Origin of the sequence: Clostridium polyendosporum, assembly GCF_018332455.1 — a bacterium.
In the GTDB taxonomy this organism is placed as follows: Bacteria; Bacillota; Clostridia; order Clostridiales; family Clostridiaceae; genus Clostridium_AY; species Clostridium_AY polyendosporum.
In genome coordinates this window covers 1-18,231 of the sequence record NZ_BOPZ01000047.1, presented here as the reverse complement: position 1 = coordinate 18,231, position 18,231 = coordinate 1, and the positions used below count along the sequence as shown (strand labels likewise).

Annotated in this window: 16 protein-coding genes and 2 rRNA genes; 1 reads left to right on the top strand and 17 read right to left on the bottom strand. The window is 32.0% G+C overall.

Annotated features, from left to right (window positions below):
- Positions 1 to 839: 839 nt before the first annotated feature.
- From CPJCM30710_RS16770 to CPJCM30710_RS16750, 5 genes are all read right to left on the bottom strand, one after another.
- Positions 840 to 1,571, bottom strand: coding sequence for an energy-coupling factor ABC transporter ATP-binding protein (locus CPJCM30710_RS16770; RefSeq protein ID WP_212905308.1), 732 nt, complete (start codon positions 1,569 to 1,571; stop codon positions 840 to 842).
- 22 nt (positions 1,572 to 1,593) lie between these two features.
- Positions 1,594 to 2,322: an energy-coupling factor transporter transmembrane component T family protein gene (locus CPJCM30710_RS16765; RefSeq protein ID WP_212905307.1), complete on the bottom strand. Its 729-nt coding sequence runs from the start codon at positions 2,320 to 2,322 to the stop codon at positions 1,594 to 1,596.
- Positions 2,306 to 3,337 (bottom strand): energy-coupling factor ABC transporter permease, encoded by a 1,032-nt coding sequence (locus CPJCM30710_RS16760; RefSeq protein ID WP_212905306.1) that lies wholly within the window; start codon positions 3,335 to 3,337, stop codon positions 2,306 to 2,308. The genes CPJCM30710_RS16765 and CPJCM30710_RS16760 overlap by 17 nt, the downstream gene beginning before the upstream one ends.
- A gap of 564 nt (positions 3,338 to 3,901) precedes the next feature.
- Positions 3,902 to 4,306, bottom strand: a complete 405-nt coding sequence (locus CPJCM30710_RS16755; protein WP_246503574.1) for a helix-turn-helix transcriptional regulator — start codon at positions 4,304 to 4,306, stop codon at positions 3,902 to 3,904.
- A gap of 119 nt (positions 4,307 to 4,425) precedes the next feature.
- Positions 4,426 to 5,715 (bottom strand): histidine--tRNA ligase, encoded by a 1,290-nt coding sequence (locus tag CPJCM30710_RS16750; RefSeq protein WP_212905304.1) that lies wholly within the window; start codon positions 5,713 to 5,715, stop codon positions 4,426 to 4,428.
- A 561-nt stretch (positions 5,716 to 6,276) separates the two neighbouring features.
- On the opposite strand from CPJCM30710_RS16750, the gene CPJCM30710_RS16745 reads away from it, so the two are divergent.
- Entirely contained in the window at positions 6,277 to 6,828 is a 552-nt protein-coding gene (locus tag CPJCM30710_RS16745) for a manganese efflux pump (protein WP_212905303.1), read from the top strand.
- A gap of 163 nt (positions 6,829 to 6,991) precedes the next feature.
- Here the strand turns inward: CPJCM30710_RS16745 and CPJCM30710_RS16740 are convergent, their stop codons facing one another.
- The 12 genes from CPJCM30710_RS16740 to CPJCM30710_RS16685 all read right to left on the bottom strand — a co-directional run.
- Positions 6,992 to 9,376: a polyprenyl synthetase family protein gene (locus tag CPJCM30710_RS16740; RefSeq protein ID WP_212905302.1), complete on the bottom strand. Its 2,385-nt coding sequence runs from the start codon at positions 9,374 to 9,376 to the stop codon at positions 6,992 to 6,994.
- Between the two features lie 723 nt (positions 9,377 to 10,099).
- Positions 10,100 to 10,735 carry a 4Fe-4S binding protein gene (locus CPJCM30710_RS16735; protein WP_212905301.1) on the bottom strand — a complete coding sequence of 212 codons (636 nt, stop codon included), beginning with the start codon at positions 10,733 to 10,735 and terminating at the stop codon, positions 10,100 to 10,102.
- Between the two features lie 655 nt (positions 10,736 to 11,390).
- Positions 11,391 to 11,747, bottom strand: a complete 357-nt coding sequence (locus CPJCM30710_RS16730) for a hypothetical protein (protein ID WP_212905300.1) — start codon at positions 11,745 to 11,747, stop codon at positions 11,391 to 11,393.
- A gap of 29 nt (positions 11,748 to 11,776) precedes the next feature.
- Positions 11,777 to 11,929, bottom strand: a complete 153-nt coding sequence (locus CPJCM30710_RS16725) for a hypothetical protein (protein WP_212905299.1) — start codon at positions 11,927 to 11,929, stop codon at positions 11,777 to 11,779.
- A 125-nt stretch (positions 11,930 to 12,054) separates the two neighbouring features.
- Positions 12,055 to 12,840 carry a putative hydro-lyase gene (locus CPJCM30710_RS16720; protein WP_212905298.1) on the bottom strand — a complete coding sequence of 262 codons (786 nt, stop codon included), beginning with the start codon at positions 12,838 to 12,840 and terminating at the stop codon, positions 12,055 to 12,057.
- A gap of 14 nt (positions 12,841 to 12,854) precedes the next feature.
- A complete protein-coding gene (locus CPJCM30710_RS16715) occupies positions 12,855 to 13,967 on the bottom strand; it encodes a DUF4392 domain-containing protein (protein ID WP_212905297.1) in 1,113 nt (370 codons plus the stop codon).
- Complete coding sequence (locus CPJCM30710_RS16710) at positions 13,918 to 14,826, bottom strand: D-amino acid aminotransferase (protein ID WP_212905296.1); 909 nt, start codon at positions 14,824 to 14,826, stop codon at positions 13,918 to 13,920. Before CPJCM30710_RS16710 ends, CPJCM30710_RS16715 begins: the two co-directional genes overlap by 50 nt.
- Before the next feature lie 282 nt (positions 14,827 to 15,108).
- Positions 15,109 to 15,534 carry an Lrp/AsnC family transcriptional regulator gene (locus CPJCM30710_RS16705; RefSeq protein WP_212905295.1) on the bottom strand — a complete coding sequence of 142 codons (426 nt, stop codon included), beginning with the start codon at positions 15,532 to 15,534 and terminating at the stop codon, positions 15,109 to 15,111.
- A 335-nt stretch (positions 15,535 to 15,869) separates the two neighbouring features.
- Entirely contained in the window at positions 15,870 to 17,234 is a 1,365-nt protein-coding gene (locus tag CPJCM30710_RS16700) for a PDDEXK-like family protein (RefSeq protein WP_212905294.1), read from the bottom strand.
- A 335-nt stretch (positions 17,235 to 17,569) separates the two neighbouring features.
- Positions 17,570 to 17,740, bottom strand: a complete 171-nt coding sequence (locus tag CPJCM30710_RS16695) for a hypothetical protein (RefSeq protein ID WP_212905293.1) — start codon at positions 17,738 to 17,740, stop codon at positions 17,570 to 17,572.
- 115 nt (positions 17,741 to 17,855) lie between these two features.
- Positions 17,856 to 17,973, bottom strand: a 5S ribosomal RNA gene (gene rrf, locus CPJCM30710_RS16690).
- A 182-nt stretch (positions 17,974 to 18,155) separates the two neighbouring features.
- Positions 18,156 to 18,231: ribosomal RNA gene (locus CPJCM30710_RS16685) — 23S ribosomal RNA — on the bottom strand; the annotation flags it as partial.

Below are 18,231 nucleotides of genomic sequence, written 5' to 3'. Positions count from 1 at the left end.
TCAAACTCTCAATTTAAAAGTTTAATCTCTATGCTCTCAAAAGAATTGCTGTACTTAATTTCCTCTGTTTAATTTTCAAAGACCAAGTTGTTTTTGCGTGTCATCAACTGACCGCTTGACTATCTTATCAGCTTTTCATTTCTCTGTCAACAACTTTTTTTATAATTTTTAAAGTTTAATTGACATCTATAGAGAAACTACTTTTAGTTTGTCGAGTTAAACCGACAAGTGATATCTTATCACATCTAAAGCTGTTGTCAGCACTTTGTTGTTGACTTTCCTGCCGCTTGCTCACCGCAGCGACATAGACTATCTTATCACATAAACTAATAACAAAAAAGTGCTTTTATATCGTATTGTCAAAATATCTCGATATTTATCTTTTTTCCTCGTTTATTGTCAACTATCCTATTAGTGATACGCTAGGTAGATTTATACGAAAGATATAGTTGCTATAACTAGACTTAGCATGAACTAAAGGATCTATCAACATATTGAAATAACTATAATCCAAAAATAGAAGAACAAAAAATATTAATATAAGTATGATAATAGTTAATATTATTCCCTTTTTTATTTTGCCTCTAAATATGAAAGCAAAATATTTAAAATATTTTTAGCATTTACATCTACTACTGTTTCTTTAATATCTAACTAACACATAATAGGAAAACAACAAAATGCTGCTACATCATACTTACACCGCCCCCCTCCTGTGTAAACCCTATAAAAAATTCAGCTTTACTCTGAAACTATAGTAATAAAGCTAAGCATTTATCGAATCTGCTTAGCTTAAGTTAGATTTCACTTTATAAAAGTAAATGTAAAGAGGCAGGCACCTAATATTGCATGCATAAAGGTAATTCTAAATTACATCTATCCATTAACCCCTCATCACTAAGAAGTGTATTTGCATCTCCATCGGCTATTATTTTTCCCTCACTTAAAACAATAACCCTCTCACATAAATCCAGCACCATATCTAAATCATGGGTGGCTATTAACTTACTCTGCGGTAAAGTCTTTAAAAGATTAATCAATCCTCTTCTTGATTTAGGATCTAATGAAGCTGTAGGCTCATCCATCAATATAACACTTGGATTCATTGCTAGTATTCCTGCTATAGCAACGGTACGCTTCTGACCACCTGAAAGCTTATATATATGTTTGTCCCTCAAATGTTCAATTGAAGTTGCTTTTAAAATATGATTTACCTTTTCATTTACTATTTCTTCATCCTTATATAAGTTCCTAAGTCCAAAAGCTATATCATCATAAACGGTATTCATAAATAGTTGATTATCAGAATCTTGAAATATAAACCCCATTTCTCTTCTTATATTTTTTAAATTCTTCTTATTTAATTCTAAACCATTTATGGAAATTTCACCTCTCTTAGCGATAAATAATCCTGTGATTAACTGTAAAATAGTAGATTTACCAGCTCCATTAGCACCAATTAATGCTACATTTTCCCCTCTTCTTAAAGAAAATGAAAGGTTATCTATCGCTCTAAACCCATCAGGATATTCATAAGATACATTGCTTAATCTTATACTAAAATTATCCATATATACTCCCCCACATCTACGTCTATAAAAGGATAAATAAAGTTATACATATGATAGTATATAAAATATCCCAACTTTTAAGTCTTTGTCCACAAGAAATATAATACTCTCCTTCAAAGCCTCTTAATTTCATTGCTGAATATACCATTTCAGCTCTATCAATGGATCTTAATAACATTTGTCCAATTATCTGTCCCCATACCTTTATATCTATTTTAGTTTTATTTCCAGTTCTAAGCTCATATGCACATTTTAACCTATATCCTTCTTCTAATAATACCATAATATATCTATAAGTTAATAGTAACTGAGCTACCAATATCTTAGGTACCTTTAAAGTTCTTAATGCTGCTGCCACATTGTTTATCCCAGTAGTAGATATAAATAGTAGTACTCCTATTACTGAAAATAACCCCTTAAACAACAATAATGCTGATAATATCATTTGACTGTAAGTAAAATAAAAAAATAAGTTAATCCCCCCAATTCCAATTACTACAGGAAGAACTATAAGAGCCCTTTTCAATATAGGTTTTATAGATACCTTGGACATTAAAGTTATTATTGTAATATATAAAATAATGGAAATTATATCTCTTAAATAAAATTCTTTTAAAGCAATTACCTTAATAACATAGAAAAAGGTTACTATTAATTTTACTGTTGGGTTAATTCTATGTATCCAAGTATCCTGATCACCCATATCATCTATGGCTCTTATCCTATATAAAACATTATTGATATCTACCATAATCTAGTTTATACCTTTTCTTTCTCTTCGAGTGTTTCTTAATTCCAAATCCTATAGCCAATGTAAATACTGCTGTTAATGCCATACCTACTATACCAGCTACACTGGTGCCTATTTTTGAGAACTTCTCTACTAATTCCTGTGACTTAAAATTATAATCAGGCAAAATCACTATTTTATCTTGCACCTCTGCTGCGACGTTATGAAGTTTACTACTCTTCTCAAGCTTTTCTACCCCAGCTGTTTTTTCCACGGACCACTCTAACCCATCTGGCTTTTCTGATGCAAACCAAGATACTACTCCACCAAGAATCATAGCTACAATTAAAAATACTTCTATTATATTTTTCTTTAATACTCCACTGCTCTTCTCGTCAATCTTTTCTAATAAATCAGGACGACTTTTCCAAACAAAGTTTATAACCATGCCTGTTGCAACCCCTTCAACTATACCAATAAGTAAATGTATAGGCTGCATAAAAATCGCAAAAGTTGAAAAAGGTAATTGTGTAACTCCCGATAATAATGTTTCAATTACTACACTAAATGCACCAAGTTGTAGTGCTACTACTGAAGATATTATAGATGCTGTAAAAATCCTCTTTGTGGTATAGCTCTTGGTAATAATCCTTTTGTATATTAATGGATATGAAATAATACAGCCCATAAATCCTAGATTTATTACATTACAACCTAGTGCTAACAAGCCTCCATCTCCAAAAACTAAACTTTGAATCAGCAGAATTGATAACATGGTTAAAAAACCACCATAAGGACCTAGTAGTGCAGCAAGTAGTAATCCCCCTGCCAAATGCCCACTAGATCCAGTCCCTGGAATTGAAAAATTAATCATTTGAGCAGTAAAAACAAAAGCACCCATAACTCCCATAAGAGGAAGCTTGTTTTCCTTTTCCTCAATCTTAAGTCTTTTTATAGAATAAGCTGTAACCCCACCAGTGGCTACTAGCATTGTGCTACCAACCACTGGTGATATTAAAGCATCTGCCATATGCATAACATCTCCCCCTCCTTTTTAAAGTTTTTTAGATACTTTCCAATCTTTAAAAATTAGTATTTAAGGAAAGTTCCTCTACGTTATATTTTTTGAGCTATTTCATTAAAATTTGCTCCCTCTTCTAAAGTAGCCGTCATCTCTTGTGCTGCACTACCGTCTTCCATCTTATCATCTAGCTTAATCCTTCCAACAAAACGTCTTTCTTAATCCATTCAATTACCTTTACTAATAACATCGTATATAACAAAAGGCACTATAAAAAATGCATATATCCGCATTAACAGATAATCATTTCTTATAGCGCCTTTGCTAGCTTAATCAATTTAATCTATAAATCAATTCAAATATAATAAAAAGAGCTATGAAAAATATATATACCCACATAATGGATAACCATTTCTCATAGCGTCCTTGCTACTCTTTATTAATTCAACTTTTAAATATATCTTAACATTATTTATATGTTAATACTACATCTTATGTTAAAATAAATAAACATAAAAAAACAGTAATTTTACCCTGCAAAAAAGTGAATTTAATTTATCTTATTGAAAAGTATTTTTTCTAAATAGTTTTTCCTGAATTCTCTGGGGTATATCCGGTATATTTTTTAAACAAACAACAAAAGTAATCAGTATTGCTATAACCTAGTTTTTCACTAACTTCGTAGTTCTTATAGCTGCCGAGTTTTATAAGATATTTTACATGCTCCATTTTAATCTTTGTGACATATTGATTAAAATTACATCCAGTCTTCTGCTTAAAAAGTTTTCCTATATAGTCCTTACTTGCATGTACCTCCTTCGCTATTTTTTTGAGGCTTATATTCTCTTCAACATGATTTAAAACATAATCACAAGTCTTTTTTACAAGACTATCTGTTTGATGTAGTTCGTATTTTCCTATTACTTCAGACATTTTGATTATATATTCCATAAATTTGGACTTAATCCCATCTGAAGATTTCATGTAAGATATTTCTCCATCAAGAGTTATATCCTCAATTTTCTCAAGCCATAGCCATATGGTATAAGTAACTTTGTTCATAAAACAGGAAAATTATTCAGTCTTTACAAATCAATAAGAAATCACTTAAAGAAAAATTCAATCTTATCTATATCAATTTCTTCATCGGTACTTTCTTTCATATTTTTGATTCTAACTTTTCCATTTTTTATTTCATCTTCACCAATAACTATTACAAAAGGAATTTCTTGTTTTCCTGCATATTCAAGACTTTTTCTTAACTTTCTTTTATCCATTTCAATATCCGCTGAAATTCCTTGTCTTCTTAACCTTGTTAATAATCCGAGTGATTCAATCTCTGTTCCAAGCGGAATTATATACACTTGTACTGGTGAACTATCAATTTCTATGCCTTTAGCCTCTAAAGCTGAATATATTACATCAAGACCAAAAGTTATTCCAACTGCTGGATATTCATTCCCATTGTTTAAAAATGCTCCTATTATCTTATCATACCTTCCTCCGCCACTTAAACTTGAACTAATGCTTCCGTCAGAGAGAAATATCTCAAAAACCGTACCAGTATATATTTCAAGCCCTCTTGCAAGACAAGGTGTAAATCTACAAATATCTTTTATTCCCAATAACTCTATATAGTATAGCAGTTCATCTAACTCCTTTATTCCCTGTTCTATGAGTTCGTTAAGTGGATTGCTACGTAATTTTTCAAGTAAATCACTCTCATTCATCATTAAAAGCGAAAATAATTTTACTATATCTTCATCCAATAATCCTTTTTCAATAAGTTCATTTCTGACACCACCTTTCCCAATTTTTTCAAGCTTATCCAAACTTAATATCACACTTCCTTCAAGTTCTTCTCTTACTCCTATGGTTTTTATTATTCCTGATAAAAGCTTTCTATTATTAAAAGATATATAAACGTCAAGACCAAGAGTTTTATATATATCACTTGCCATTATCATTAGTTCTGTTTCCGCCAACATTGACTTTACCCCTACCATATCTACATCACATTGAATAAATTCTCTGCTCCGTCCAGTTTTAACAGGACCATTACGAAAAACCTTTCCTATTTCATATCTTTTAAAGAGCATTTTTATATTTGGGTTCATTCCTACTACTCTGGCAAATGGAACTGTTAGGTCGTACCTTAATCCAATATCTCTCTGTCCTTGGTCTTTAAATTTATATACTTCTTTCAGTATTTCATCACCACCTGCATATTTTGAAGCCAATATATCATACTTACAGATTATTGGTGTTTCAATTGGCTGATACCCATAGTTTTCAAATATTTGTTGAAGTTTTCTAATAATCTCATTTCTAATTCTTTGCTCACCTTTAATAAAGTCCCTTGTTCCTTTTAAATTTCTTAACTCTACTGACATATAAATCTCTCCTTTATTTTTTAAAATTATTAACTACAAAAAAACAAAAGAACTCTACACAGTATCTATTAAATACCTGTAGAGTTCTACTTATATAGATAACACCACAGGTACAAGCACCAATAGCACTTGTACCTGTGAAATACATTCAAGGTTACAAGTGCTTCCTGTGATGGTGATGAAGTTTTTTGATTAAACAATAATTTATAAACATATACTCACCTCATAATATTTGCTATATTTTAACATTATTATATCTATTGGTCAACACCTAATTATTAGTGCATTGTATGGCTTTATCTTTATCTAATTAATCCCTTTATTCTCTCTTATTTCAATATTATTCAAGAAAAATACATTTAATCAAAGTTAAGAAATAAACTTTCTAATGACTGATTTTGCAGTATAAATCCACTTCAGCTTTCAGAATACCTTTTTTGTTAAAATGTAACATAATTCTACATATTTACATACAATACATTCAACAATAGTTTAACCTCTTCCAACCTAATAATTTTAAATTAATAGGCAGGTACTTATTATAAGGAGGTGAAGACTATTTTGAAAACTACTATTTATCTACTCTTTATAGCTTTTATTAACAGCTTTGACAATATCGGCATAAGAATAGCTTATAGTATTGGAGGAATAAAGGTTCAGCTAATAAAAAATCTTCTCATATCTTTAATGGCATTTACAGTTTCTTTTATAGCCTCTTTGTCTGGCAATGTAATTTCTCATTTTTTAAACAATGATATAGCCTCAATACTAAGCATGCTTCTAATATCCGGAACAGGTATCAAATTAATACTTGAACCCTTCATCAAGAAAAAAAACAAAACTGATAAAATACAAACCTTAAGCTACAAAGAATCAATTTCTATAGGGACAGCTTTAGCTCTTGATGATATAGGCGGTTCGGTAGGAGTAGGCTTGGTTGGTTACCATCCAGTCGCAGTAGGCTTAGCTTTCTTTGTAATAAGTTTCCTTATCTTCATTTCAGGTAATTACACTATAGGACTTTTAAGTAAACTGAAAATAGATAAGAGAATTGCTACAATACTAGCTGGTATCATGATGATTGCAATGGGAATATTACAGGTTATAGAGTAAGTTTTATTTATGCCCAGGGGCAATGGGGTGCTTGGTGATTTATTGCCCCTTCTTTAATTTACAATACGTTAACCTTCATTAAAACAAAAAAAGAACCACCCAAAGGTAGTTCATTGTTTACAGGTAAAATCCAAAATATCTCCACTCCAATTTTGACAAACTCTTAATGGTCCCGATTCACAATATAATTTAATAAATGCTTCAAAAAAGTAGTATTGCGCAGCACCTCTTGCAACGCTTCCATTGCAAGACAGTAATATTCCCACATCTCTTTTCTGGCACCTTCCTGACCTAGGATTGACACAAAAGTGGAATTGTTATTTTCAGCATCTTTGCCAGTGGATTTTCCGAGTAAAATAGGATCTCCTTCAACATCAAGCAGATCATCCTTAATCTGAAAGGCAATGCCGGCATAATGGGCAAACTTTTTCAAAGCTTCAATTTCTAACTCCTCTGCATTGGCGAGAATTGCAGGCATTATGAGGGAAGCTTCGAATGCTATCCCGGTTTTATAAAAACACATCATATTCAATTGTTCTAGTGTTAATTGCTTCCCTTTGGAATCCAAGTCCATCGCCTGTCCTCTGCACATATTCTCTGCTATTTGGGCCGAATATCGAATCAAATTAAGCACAGTTTTTGAATCAAACTGGTCAAGAGATGCTTGTTCCTCAATAGCCTTCTGAGTCAGAAAGAGACTGGTTAACTCAGCTGTAGCAATGTTATATACCTGGTGTAGCGTTGGACGCCCCCTCCTAGTAAGTGCATTATCCTGAGATGGGAGATCATCGAAGATTAAGGATGCAGTATGCATATATTCCAATGATCTTATAAGTGGCACGATTGCCGACTTATTTAATCCATACTCGTTAACGCCCATGACCCAAGTCACTATTGGCCTTAACCGCTTTCCATCGCCTTCCAGACTGTAATTTGCAGCATCAATTATTGACTCCTTCATCAGAGAAATATTCTCGATTTTAGGGATATTTAAGATATTGTTAATTTGACTGCGTATAGTTTCGATAGTATCTAAAAAGTCTTCCTGCTCCTTCCGCTCATTCTTCAGAATGGTAATCATATGATCCCGAAGCAGTTTGTCAAAGAAATCCACATCATCCGCTTTTCTAACCATACTTTGGATTAGACTACTAAATTTCGGATTTTCACAAGCAAATAGCTCCATAACTTCATTGTATTTTTGGGTTCCCATTCGTTCTTTAAATCGTTTCAAACCGTTTATTGCACGGTCCAGAATTACCTCACAGGTCTTGGTATCTGAATGATACACGTTATGGATCAAATTGGAGATGACCGTCCAGTATAATTCAAAGGGATTTATAAGATCCAAACGCTTATCATGATATTTCATATAATAGGTATAGGGTGTCACGGCACCGTCCTTCATGTCATCAAACATATCTGTAAAATCATCCGCTAGCTGGTTGTAAATTCCATAAAAGAATGTTCGGTTGTCAAAACCCTCATCTTCAGGAGCACTGATTACTGAACGGACAATCAATCGAGAAGAAGCGGATTTTAAAATAATCGGTATATAAAGCTCTTCGTTGGTATAATCTGCATTGGATAGATCCTTTATACGGTCCACTTCCTGAGAATTAAAAAACACATAGGACTGCTCGAAAAATGATTTCATTGTCTCTGGCCTCTGATGGGCCTTAATATACTCAAAGGCATCTCGTAGTTCAGAATGAATATATCTGATTAGGTATATATTATTTCCATCCCACTCGCCCAATTCCGGTACAGCTCCTGTGATAAGTGTGGTACGTATCAAATCAGAATATTGTTTTTTCTCTTTAGCTGATAAGACTTTGGCATCCAAAAGATCGTCAATGAAGGGATAGGTCAGACCATAGGAATAGCCTAGTCGAATAGCTTCATCAAGTTTTCGAGTACGTTCTTCAGGCGATATATCATCGCCCATCTCTTCAACCTGGTGCATAATTACCCCACCAATAATTTTGATAAGTTTTCGCTGGGCTTGCTCAACATCCATCTCCTTTGGAATATTGGCGGATACAGTCTTTAGTTTGTCCATGACCCAGATCATGGTAGATTCAACACCTTCCTTCTGGGCCTTCCGGTACAACCCCGCCATGCTAACCGTGTCAGTTTTGTCTCCTCGATTTTTTTCATTGGAAGAGGTCAGGTGATTTTTTAAACTATCAACTGCACGTCGAACCCGAATCTGTGTGTCAGGTGAGTCCAGGGCCTTACCCAGATCTCGCATGAAAATATATGAGATGCTTCGGTCCAAGTAATTATCTAGTTTGCCTGTATAATGGAGCCATTGGATATAACTGCGATATTCCTGGACATCAGGTTTTCTCTTTCCACGAGAAAAAAAGGATAATAAAGAATGATGATGAATATGGTTGTGTTTCCACGATTGTATATCTTTTGTTAGGATAGGGACATAGGTCTTTTGCATGACCTGCACATAAAGCGATTTAAAATAATGAGCAGCCTTCTGCTCAGCCAGCCGATAGCATACCTCGGCATTTTTTGTTAACTCCTCATTCATACTAAACATTACCTCTATTAAATGTTCTCTTATGCATGTTTTGCAATATAATTCAAACCAATACTAATAATCCAAGCGTTGATAATAGAATTAGATAGGCCCGATGCCTATTTAATTTGAGACAAATTCACTTTGTGAAATGTTAGTAAATTTAAAGCCATTTTCATATTCTCAAAATCAAATTTAATTATACTATTTAATATTCTATCTTTCTATAAGTGTGAAAAACTTCCATGTTCTGTAGAGGTCATTTTCACATTTTCCCTCATATATTTCATGAAAGGTCTAAAAATCTGGATATTATTCTAAAAAGTTTTCTAATTGCATCAATGTTATATAATTAAATTAAGCTCTATACCAAATATATAATTTATATTTTATGAGTAGCTTTAATATTAAATAAGCATATCTGATTAAAATATAGTATTACCAGTAGGAGTTATTTTTAGAAACAGAGAGTAACCTAATAGTCATAATCTTAATCTTCATAAAACCTATAAGCCTTTACGCAGAATTAAACAAATATCCAAATACCCTTTAGTTCTGCGTAAAAGTACCACTCCCTTTTAAAAAAATCCCCTCAAAACATTTAAAATGTACCCTATAGAGTAGACTCTTTTTAATTGTCTATTCTATACGGTACATTTTAATCTGTCTAAGATAACATAAAATACACTTTAATTTCCATTTTATAAATATACAGAATACAAATACTCCTAGAATTTAAACATCATTACTTATTGAATTTTTATAGTTCAACATATTTAAAGGGCAAGTTTTTTTACACTTCAGACATAGTAAGCAATGTGTCGGATCAATTGAAGCCTTACTGATCTCTTTTACTATAATCGCATCCCCAGGACAAATCCGTTCACAAGCTGAACATCTCAAACATCCACTCTCCGCTATTACACCTCTCTTTGAAAACCTGGCAGTTATGCTGAATAATACACCCCAGGGACAAAGATAACGGTGCCATGACCTTTCATTAATAAATACTGCAGTAATGACCCCTAGTGGTATGATGATAAGAGGAAGAGGAAATTTTCTCCCCTGTGTTATTGTATAGATTGTATATCCCAGTCCCACCAAGAAGAAAGCAAATACAACAATACGGATTTTACCTGATTTCAAAACTTCAGGAACTTGTTTTCTCTGCCATCCAAGCTTTTTACTTATCCAAACAAAGGGCCTCATAACTGTATTAATTGGACATGCCCACCCACAGTAGAATCTTCCGAAAAATGCAGCTAAAATAATTGATAGAAAAATAAAACCCATCCATAACTGCGCTTTGCCTATAATCATTAATAATAAGAATACTATTAGGAATAAAATTTGTGTAAGACCTCTAATCACTTAAATCACCTTACCCCTTCCTCTAAACAATATATATTGTATATAATACCAAGTATTATAGTTAGCATTGTAGTTATAATAATCTTTCTTACAAAAACAAATGATACTTCAATAACACTACTCCAGGAAAAAACAATTTGGAATGTAAAATCCCCATTAAGGCTGCCACAAATACCAGCTTAAACCAAATTACCTCCAAAACACCATAGTATACGACGAGTAAAATCCATGCCTACTTATGAATAAACTTTTAAATTTTGTTCATAAAAAACACCTTAAAAATAAAACTTCGCATACCACCACCGGGTACTTTATATTATACTAGACGTGCAAACTATCCGTCAATCTATAAATCCAAATATTACGATATTCCGTAAAAATTATTGCAAACGAGAACATGGAAATGCCCATAACACAACAGGATTAATCCATATAGCTGTCAAAAGGGTCAAGATGAACTCGTTCACTAGAATATCCCCCCCTAAATTCAAGGGAGGAAGTGATAAATGCTCCTTTTATGTTTTTAGCGTAGCAATCAGTCCCTTCAGTCCTGATAATTCCCCCCGGGATTTAAAATTTTTTTATTTTATAGCTTTTATCTTATCTCACTTAAGCTATGAATAAAGGATTGTTTTTTGCAATCAAGGACGAAATATTACATGTATGAGTTAATATTTTCAGTTACGAATCTGTTTAGCTTAAGATTTCTGCATATATTTTTAAAGTATAAGCCCCCAAAGGAAACTCCATATAAAAAACCTTTTATCCACCTTTTACCTAAAAGATTATCTTGAATTAGGATATAAATTAACGCTAGTATACCAAAAGCCAGTAATTCCCAAACAATTACAGCAGGTATAAGTATACCATTTTCAACAAAGAAACTTGGTTCAAAATAAGATGTATTCGATGAATTAAGCGGTGATAGTAGTCCATGTAAAGCCATATTGAAAAAACTACTTACAATAATAATTAATATAAACTTCCACCAGTCTTTTTTAAAAGCTTTCATAAGTTATTTCCCCCCTGCTGAATTATCTTTTAAAATATAATATTATCACCTTCTACACCTGTATCAGTTATCTCATTTAAATATATATTTTTATTTTCTTTATTAGTATAAATTTTTTTATTAGTCAGTACAAATCCTAATTTACCACTGCCCAATACCGTTGCATCATATAAAAAAAGCACTTCTTCATCTCTTTTCTCACTCTTCTATTCTTCAAATGTAAATGTAAAGAGGCTGGCACCTTAATTCCCTTCAAATGTAAAGAGGCAGGCACCTAACATAAAGAGGCAGGCACCTAACATATACTTTAGTATTTCAAATCTATATTTTTTATATCAGTTATTAGCATATGACCTGGAGAATGAGTAATAACTATTTTAGGTTTAACATTCATAACTACTGCTTGTGGTGTAACACCGCAAGGCCAAAACACAGGTACTTCGTTATTTTTTATAGTAACTGAATCTCCAAAATCAGGTTTATTTATGTCTACTATTCCAATAATTGATGGATCTCCTATATGAACTGGTGCTCCATGTACCTTAGGCATTTCTCCACTTACTAAAACTGATTTTATTATTTTGTCATAGGAAATCGGCCTCATGCTTACAACCATTTTCCCGTTAAATATTCCCGCTGGTGTACAGTCAATATTGGTAACAAACATAGGCACATTGCAATTTTCTTCAATGTGCCTTATAGGAATGTCTGCTTCAATAAGCTCTGATTCAAAAGAAAAACTACATCCAATTAAGAAACTTACAAAATCCTCTCTCCATAGATTTTCTATATCTGTATATTCACCAGTTAAAACTCCATCTTCATAAACTCTATACTTAGGGATATCCTTAGTTATATCAATGTCTTTCCCTAAATATTTAAGTTTTTTATCTCCAACATCACTGACTTCTAATACTGGGCAAGACTTAGGATTTCTTTGAGTAAATAGTAAAAAGTCATATGCTAATTCCTTAGGTAAGATGACCAAATTAGCTTGCGCATAGCCTGCGCACATTCCTGCTGTTGGAGTTGTAATCTTCTCTTCACGTATTAATTTACGAACATCATAGGGTTTCATTCTTGAATAGTCCATACTCCCGTCCCCCTTTAAATGATCTTTTTCAGTGATTCACTTTTATTATTTTTAAGCGATCGGTCTTCATAAAAACCAAGTTCAATTACTTTTTCAAACCAAGTAGTGCATGTTTTTTCTAATTTCATAGCAGATGATATACATTCTCTCATCAAATTAACTATTGACATATTCATCGATAACCCACATCCATCTATGGCCGGAATCAACTCCCCATACATATCTATCATACCGCTTCTAGATGCTGTAACTATGGCTTCTTCTTCCATTTCTTTTGTATGCATTATATTCAAATCTTTTTTTAAATAAGATAATGCTCCAATAAGTCCATAACAGCCCCAATCTGAAACAGTTGCAGTTATAATATTGTCAGCTTTCACATTGGATACTATCCCTCCATTACATCCGCAGCTACAGCTTCCTTTAGCTGCATATGGAACATATTCTTCTAAATGTTCTTTTATAGTTCCCATTCCGATTTCATTTCCAAGATCACCTATTGCTATATTTAAAACACCCTTTTTCTTTAATTTAGTAAATATAATATCCTGCTTTGCCTCTAATTCACTTACGTCTAGTCCAATAGCATTATGATAAACACCAAGAGAATTAGCTCCTGGACATTCTATACTTATAACTGCACTTGGCAATCCTTTTGCTATAAGCTCATCAGCTTGTTTTTCAGCTTGTTTTATGTCCTTTGTAAATGTTATACCTGCTAATGATAAAGGATATTGTTTTAAATCTTCAATATTATTTTGAAAATCAAGTCCAATTGTATAGGATAAATTCTTTACTGCTTCAATATTATCTTGAGGACATATAATCACAGGTTTCACATTAAATCCTTTTACTAAGGCTCTTCCTAAAAGCATTGTACTTACAATTCCGTCCATTTCTGCTTTCTTAAATGGAAATAAAACAAAGCCTGTCATTATATAAACTAAATCATCTTCTTTTAATGTGTTTAGTAGTTTCTTAGCACTATTCATTGTTAAAGGTTCTTTAGTATACTCTCTTGCTGCACTATATAAAATTCTACATACTCCATATCCTCTTGGATCTAAATTCATTAAACTATCTAGATTTTCTCCTATATTTAATATTGTTAACTCTTCTTGAGTCATATGTTACCTCCCAAATCTTATTTGTTTCTTCTAAAAACTCATTAAGTAATGCATCCTGCAATTTTTTAACAATCTCTGGTGCTCGTCCCCCTACAGGCTTTCTATCTATTTCACATGCAGCCATGCAAAATTGACCTGAACTTGTAACTATAACTTCATCTGCATCCATTAATTCTTTTAAATTAAAGGGTGTTTCATTTACAGGAATATTAAATTTCTTACACATTCTTATAAGGTGTGCTCTTGCTATACCTGGTAAAATTAAATTATCCGCTGGTGCTGTTTTTAAAATACCATCTTTTATAATAGATATATTGCTATGAGCACATTCAGTTACCCTATCCCCTCTATGAAATACTGCTTCGTGACATCCCATTTCTTCAGTCTTTTGTGCTGCCATTACACTTGGTAATAAATTTAAAGTTTTTATATTGCAATGTAGAAATCTAGTATCCTCTAAAGTAATCAGTTTTAATCTTTGTGACATGTCCTTTATATTTGCTGGCTTTAATACAATCCAAACATTTGCTTTTACCTCATCTGATGGGAAAGCATGATTACGCATACTTGTTCCTCTTGTAACTTGCCAATATACAAATTGTTCGCCGCAATCAACTTTTTGAACCATTTCATTAAGTAGGTCTTTTAGTTCATCCTTTGTATATGGAATTTTAATTTTTAATAAACCAGCACTGTTAAAAAAACGATCAATATGTTCATCTAATGCAAATATAATATGATTTCTACTATAAGTAGCATCATAAACTCCATCACCAAAATAACATACACGATCATTCATCGGTATTTTCATATTCTCAATTAAATCATACTCTCCATTGTAATATCCTAAGTTCTCCATTTATTTTCCCTCCTATAAAAAAAACCTCGTACTTTTAGACATAGAAACTTTGACTTCTTTGTCTAAATATACAAGGTCTTTTACAACTTTTATAATATAGATACATATTATATTACCAATTAAATTTTTTCAATATTTTACAAAATTTGTGCATAATTTACTATCAATTATACTTTTAACAAAAATATTTACTGTATTCTGCCATATATTATGAAAAATTTGCAGTTTTATAAATTAATATTATCTTATCTATAAGTTACACTACACCAGGTATTCCTGGCATTACATTTTCACATCTTTTAAAATACAATAAGTTTTTGTTCTAGACACACCATCTAAACTTTTTATCTCACGATGAATTTTCTCTAAGTCTTCGGATGATTTACAAAGTATCTTAAGAATAAAATCAAAATCTCCTGTTACATAATAACAAAAAGCTATATTCTTATTTTCTTTAACTGCATCAGTAAATGATTCATAAAACCTTGGATGATCAAGACTAACTTCCATTAAAGCACTTATATCATTTCCCAATTTACTCTCATCTAATACTATTGTATAGTTTTTTATTATACCATTTATCTCCATTTTACGAATACGTTCAAGAACTGCTGAAACTGATAAATGAATTTCCTTACTTATTGCTGATGCTTTAATCCTAGCATTAGATTTTAAACACTCTAATATTTTATAATCCATATAATCCATAATACATCACTCCAAATACTATCTTACTTTAGCCTTGTGCATAATTCCAATGCCTTGATATTATTAATGCGATAGGGCTAATTTTTTTAATCACTGAATTTATATGATAATTATATCACAGGAAATTTATAACATTAAAATAGTTTATAATGCTATCATATAAACTATTAACAAAATATAACAAATAAACAAATCCTCTACAATACTACATTAGTATTGTAGAGGATTTGTATGGTGAAAGCGAACTGTACCGTTCTGTTACTCCCTGTAATATTATAGGATAATCGAAAATTTTCTCATCATCATTTCTTTAACTAGTGAAAAAGCCTTTCTCATTATATATTTATATTTTTTTGCAGTTCATTATCCATCCATCTATTTAACTTCTCCTCAGAAGCTGCTTCTATAATAGAGTTTATTGCTTGAATCAGACATTCCTTAAATTTAATAACATTTTCTTCAGTATCGTCTTCCAGACTCTTAACTCCCGGGAAATTTAGAGCTCTATAGATTACGATTCCACTACCTTCTCTTCCTTGCTCCACTCCATCAACTTTATTAAGATATTCTCTTAAAGAATTAGCTAATTTAACTCTAGTTTCTTTTAATTGAGAACCTCCACCTGCTATTTCTAGTTTTAAAATTCCTCTTTCATTACTAGGTCTTTCCATCCAAAACTGAAGATATATTTTAGATAACTCTTCATTTAAGGACTTTAATTTGATTGAAAAGTTCATATTCTTAGCTGCTAAACAACCACTAGTTGAATTAAACTTCCATTGTTCTTTTGATATTTTTTCTCCTATACTATGTTTAACAAACTTAATAAATTCAGAAGTACCCTTAGAAGCTTTGTTTGGCATAAATACTTCTAATCTCTCTAGACCTTTTTGATGAATTCTGATACTATTTTTTACTTCTACATCTAAATCATTATATTTAGCCTCTGATAACATACTAATCTCATCTCTATTGCTATCCTTAATATTTTCTATTAATCTTTCAATTTTTTCGTCCATCATATATTCTTGTTTTCTTAAACAACTCCTAAACTCAGAAATTAAAAACTCAGCTTGAGACGTTTTTTCGAAGTTATTTAAATGAATGAGCCATTTATTAAACTCATCGTAATCCATTATTACAAACGGATCTGCTGGCTCACTTTCATCGTTATTATCAGGCACAAGATAAATATGTATAGGGTCATATTTACCTAAATATTTAGGTTGCTTTTTAGCCCAACTTGAGTATTCTTTAGTTTGCTGATTTGTTTCTTTTGCTTCTACTTTGTATTCAATTATAAGAATTGGTACTCTATCTTCATCATTCTGTGTAATACTACCAAGTATGTCCATTCTACGTTTATTATTTAGAGCAAATTCAGTTTGAACCTGAACCATATTAAAATCTATTTTATCTAAAGCAATAATGTCTATAAACTCATGATTACTTGATATATACTGATTCTTAACTGCTTCCATAGTTAAACCACATGCTTGAAGTAAAAAACTCTTAAGAGGCTTGAAGTTCATTCCATGCGAAGCACTTGGATTAAGCAACCACGCTACAAAAGCAGAATGTGTAACTTCACGCTTTTGCACATTTAATATATGAAAAATACTCTCTTGATTTAATCTATCTTCTAATAGTTGAAAATTTTTATCTGCAAGTATTTTATTTAAACTTTGCCTAATTGTCATATTTGCACCCCCATGATAATGTATTACGCGCTACATATATTGTATTATCGATTTTCTAAATGTGATTGTGCCTGATCTATCTGTCCAAAGGCTGGCCTCCACCCATCTTTACGTTGAGAATCAAATCCTTTTCAACTTAAAATTATCTTCATTACAGAATCCCTTAATCGTAGTACAATCTTAGTGTTACTCTATGTATTTACCGACCTTTACTTCAAAACCCATACTTCGATTTCAATATTAAACAGTATGAAAAAGCACTGGGAAACCCAATACCTTTTAGCTTGTCCATTTTTATTCTATTGTTTTTTATTGAAAAATAACAGCACATTTAATTAATGTTTACATTGCTCTACAAGCCATTCTTTAAGTTCATTTGACTCTTTTTTACTAATTATTTCTTCAATATTATAAACTTTAAGAATACCAAACCTTGAAAAATAAATTCCTACTTTTTTTATTTTAGCACCCTCGATTTTGGTATTAAAAAAACCGTCAATTTTCATATTCACACCACCTATTAAGGATAAGATATAATATCCAATAAGTTGATTAATATACTCCTTTTTTACAACTAAAGTCAAAACAAAAAAGCTTCACAGCATTGCTGTGAAGCTTTTTACCTGGCAACCTCCTACTCTCCCACACAGTCTCCCGTGCAGTACCATCGGCCTCTTAGAGCTTAACCATCGTGTTCGGTATGGGAACGGGTGTATCCTCTAAAAGCATCATCACCAGATATTAAATTTCTTATTAACTTCGCATTACTTTGTCAGCTTCCTCGCTGCAGTGCTCACTTGCCTACCCAGCAAGCTCCACGCTTCGCTCGTTGCTTTCGCGTACTGCTCGTTCCTAAAAAATTTAGGGTTGTTGATGAAATTTTGTTCCATCAAAATTGCACATAAGTTTTAGCCTTTTTTATTGGTCAAGCCCTCGACCTATTAGTATCAGTCAGCTCAACATGTTACCATGCTTACACCTCTGACCTATCAACCTT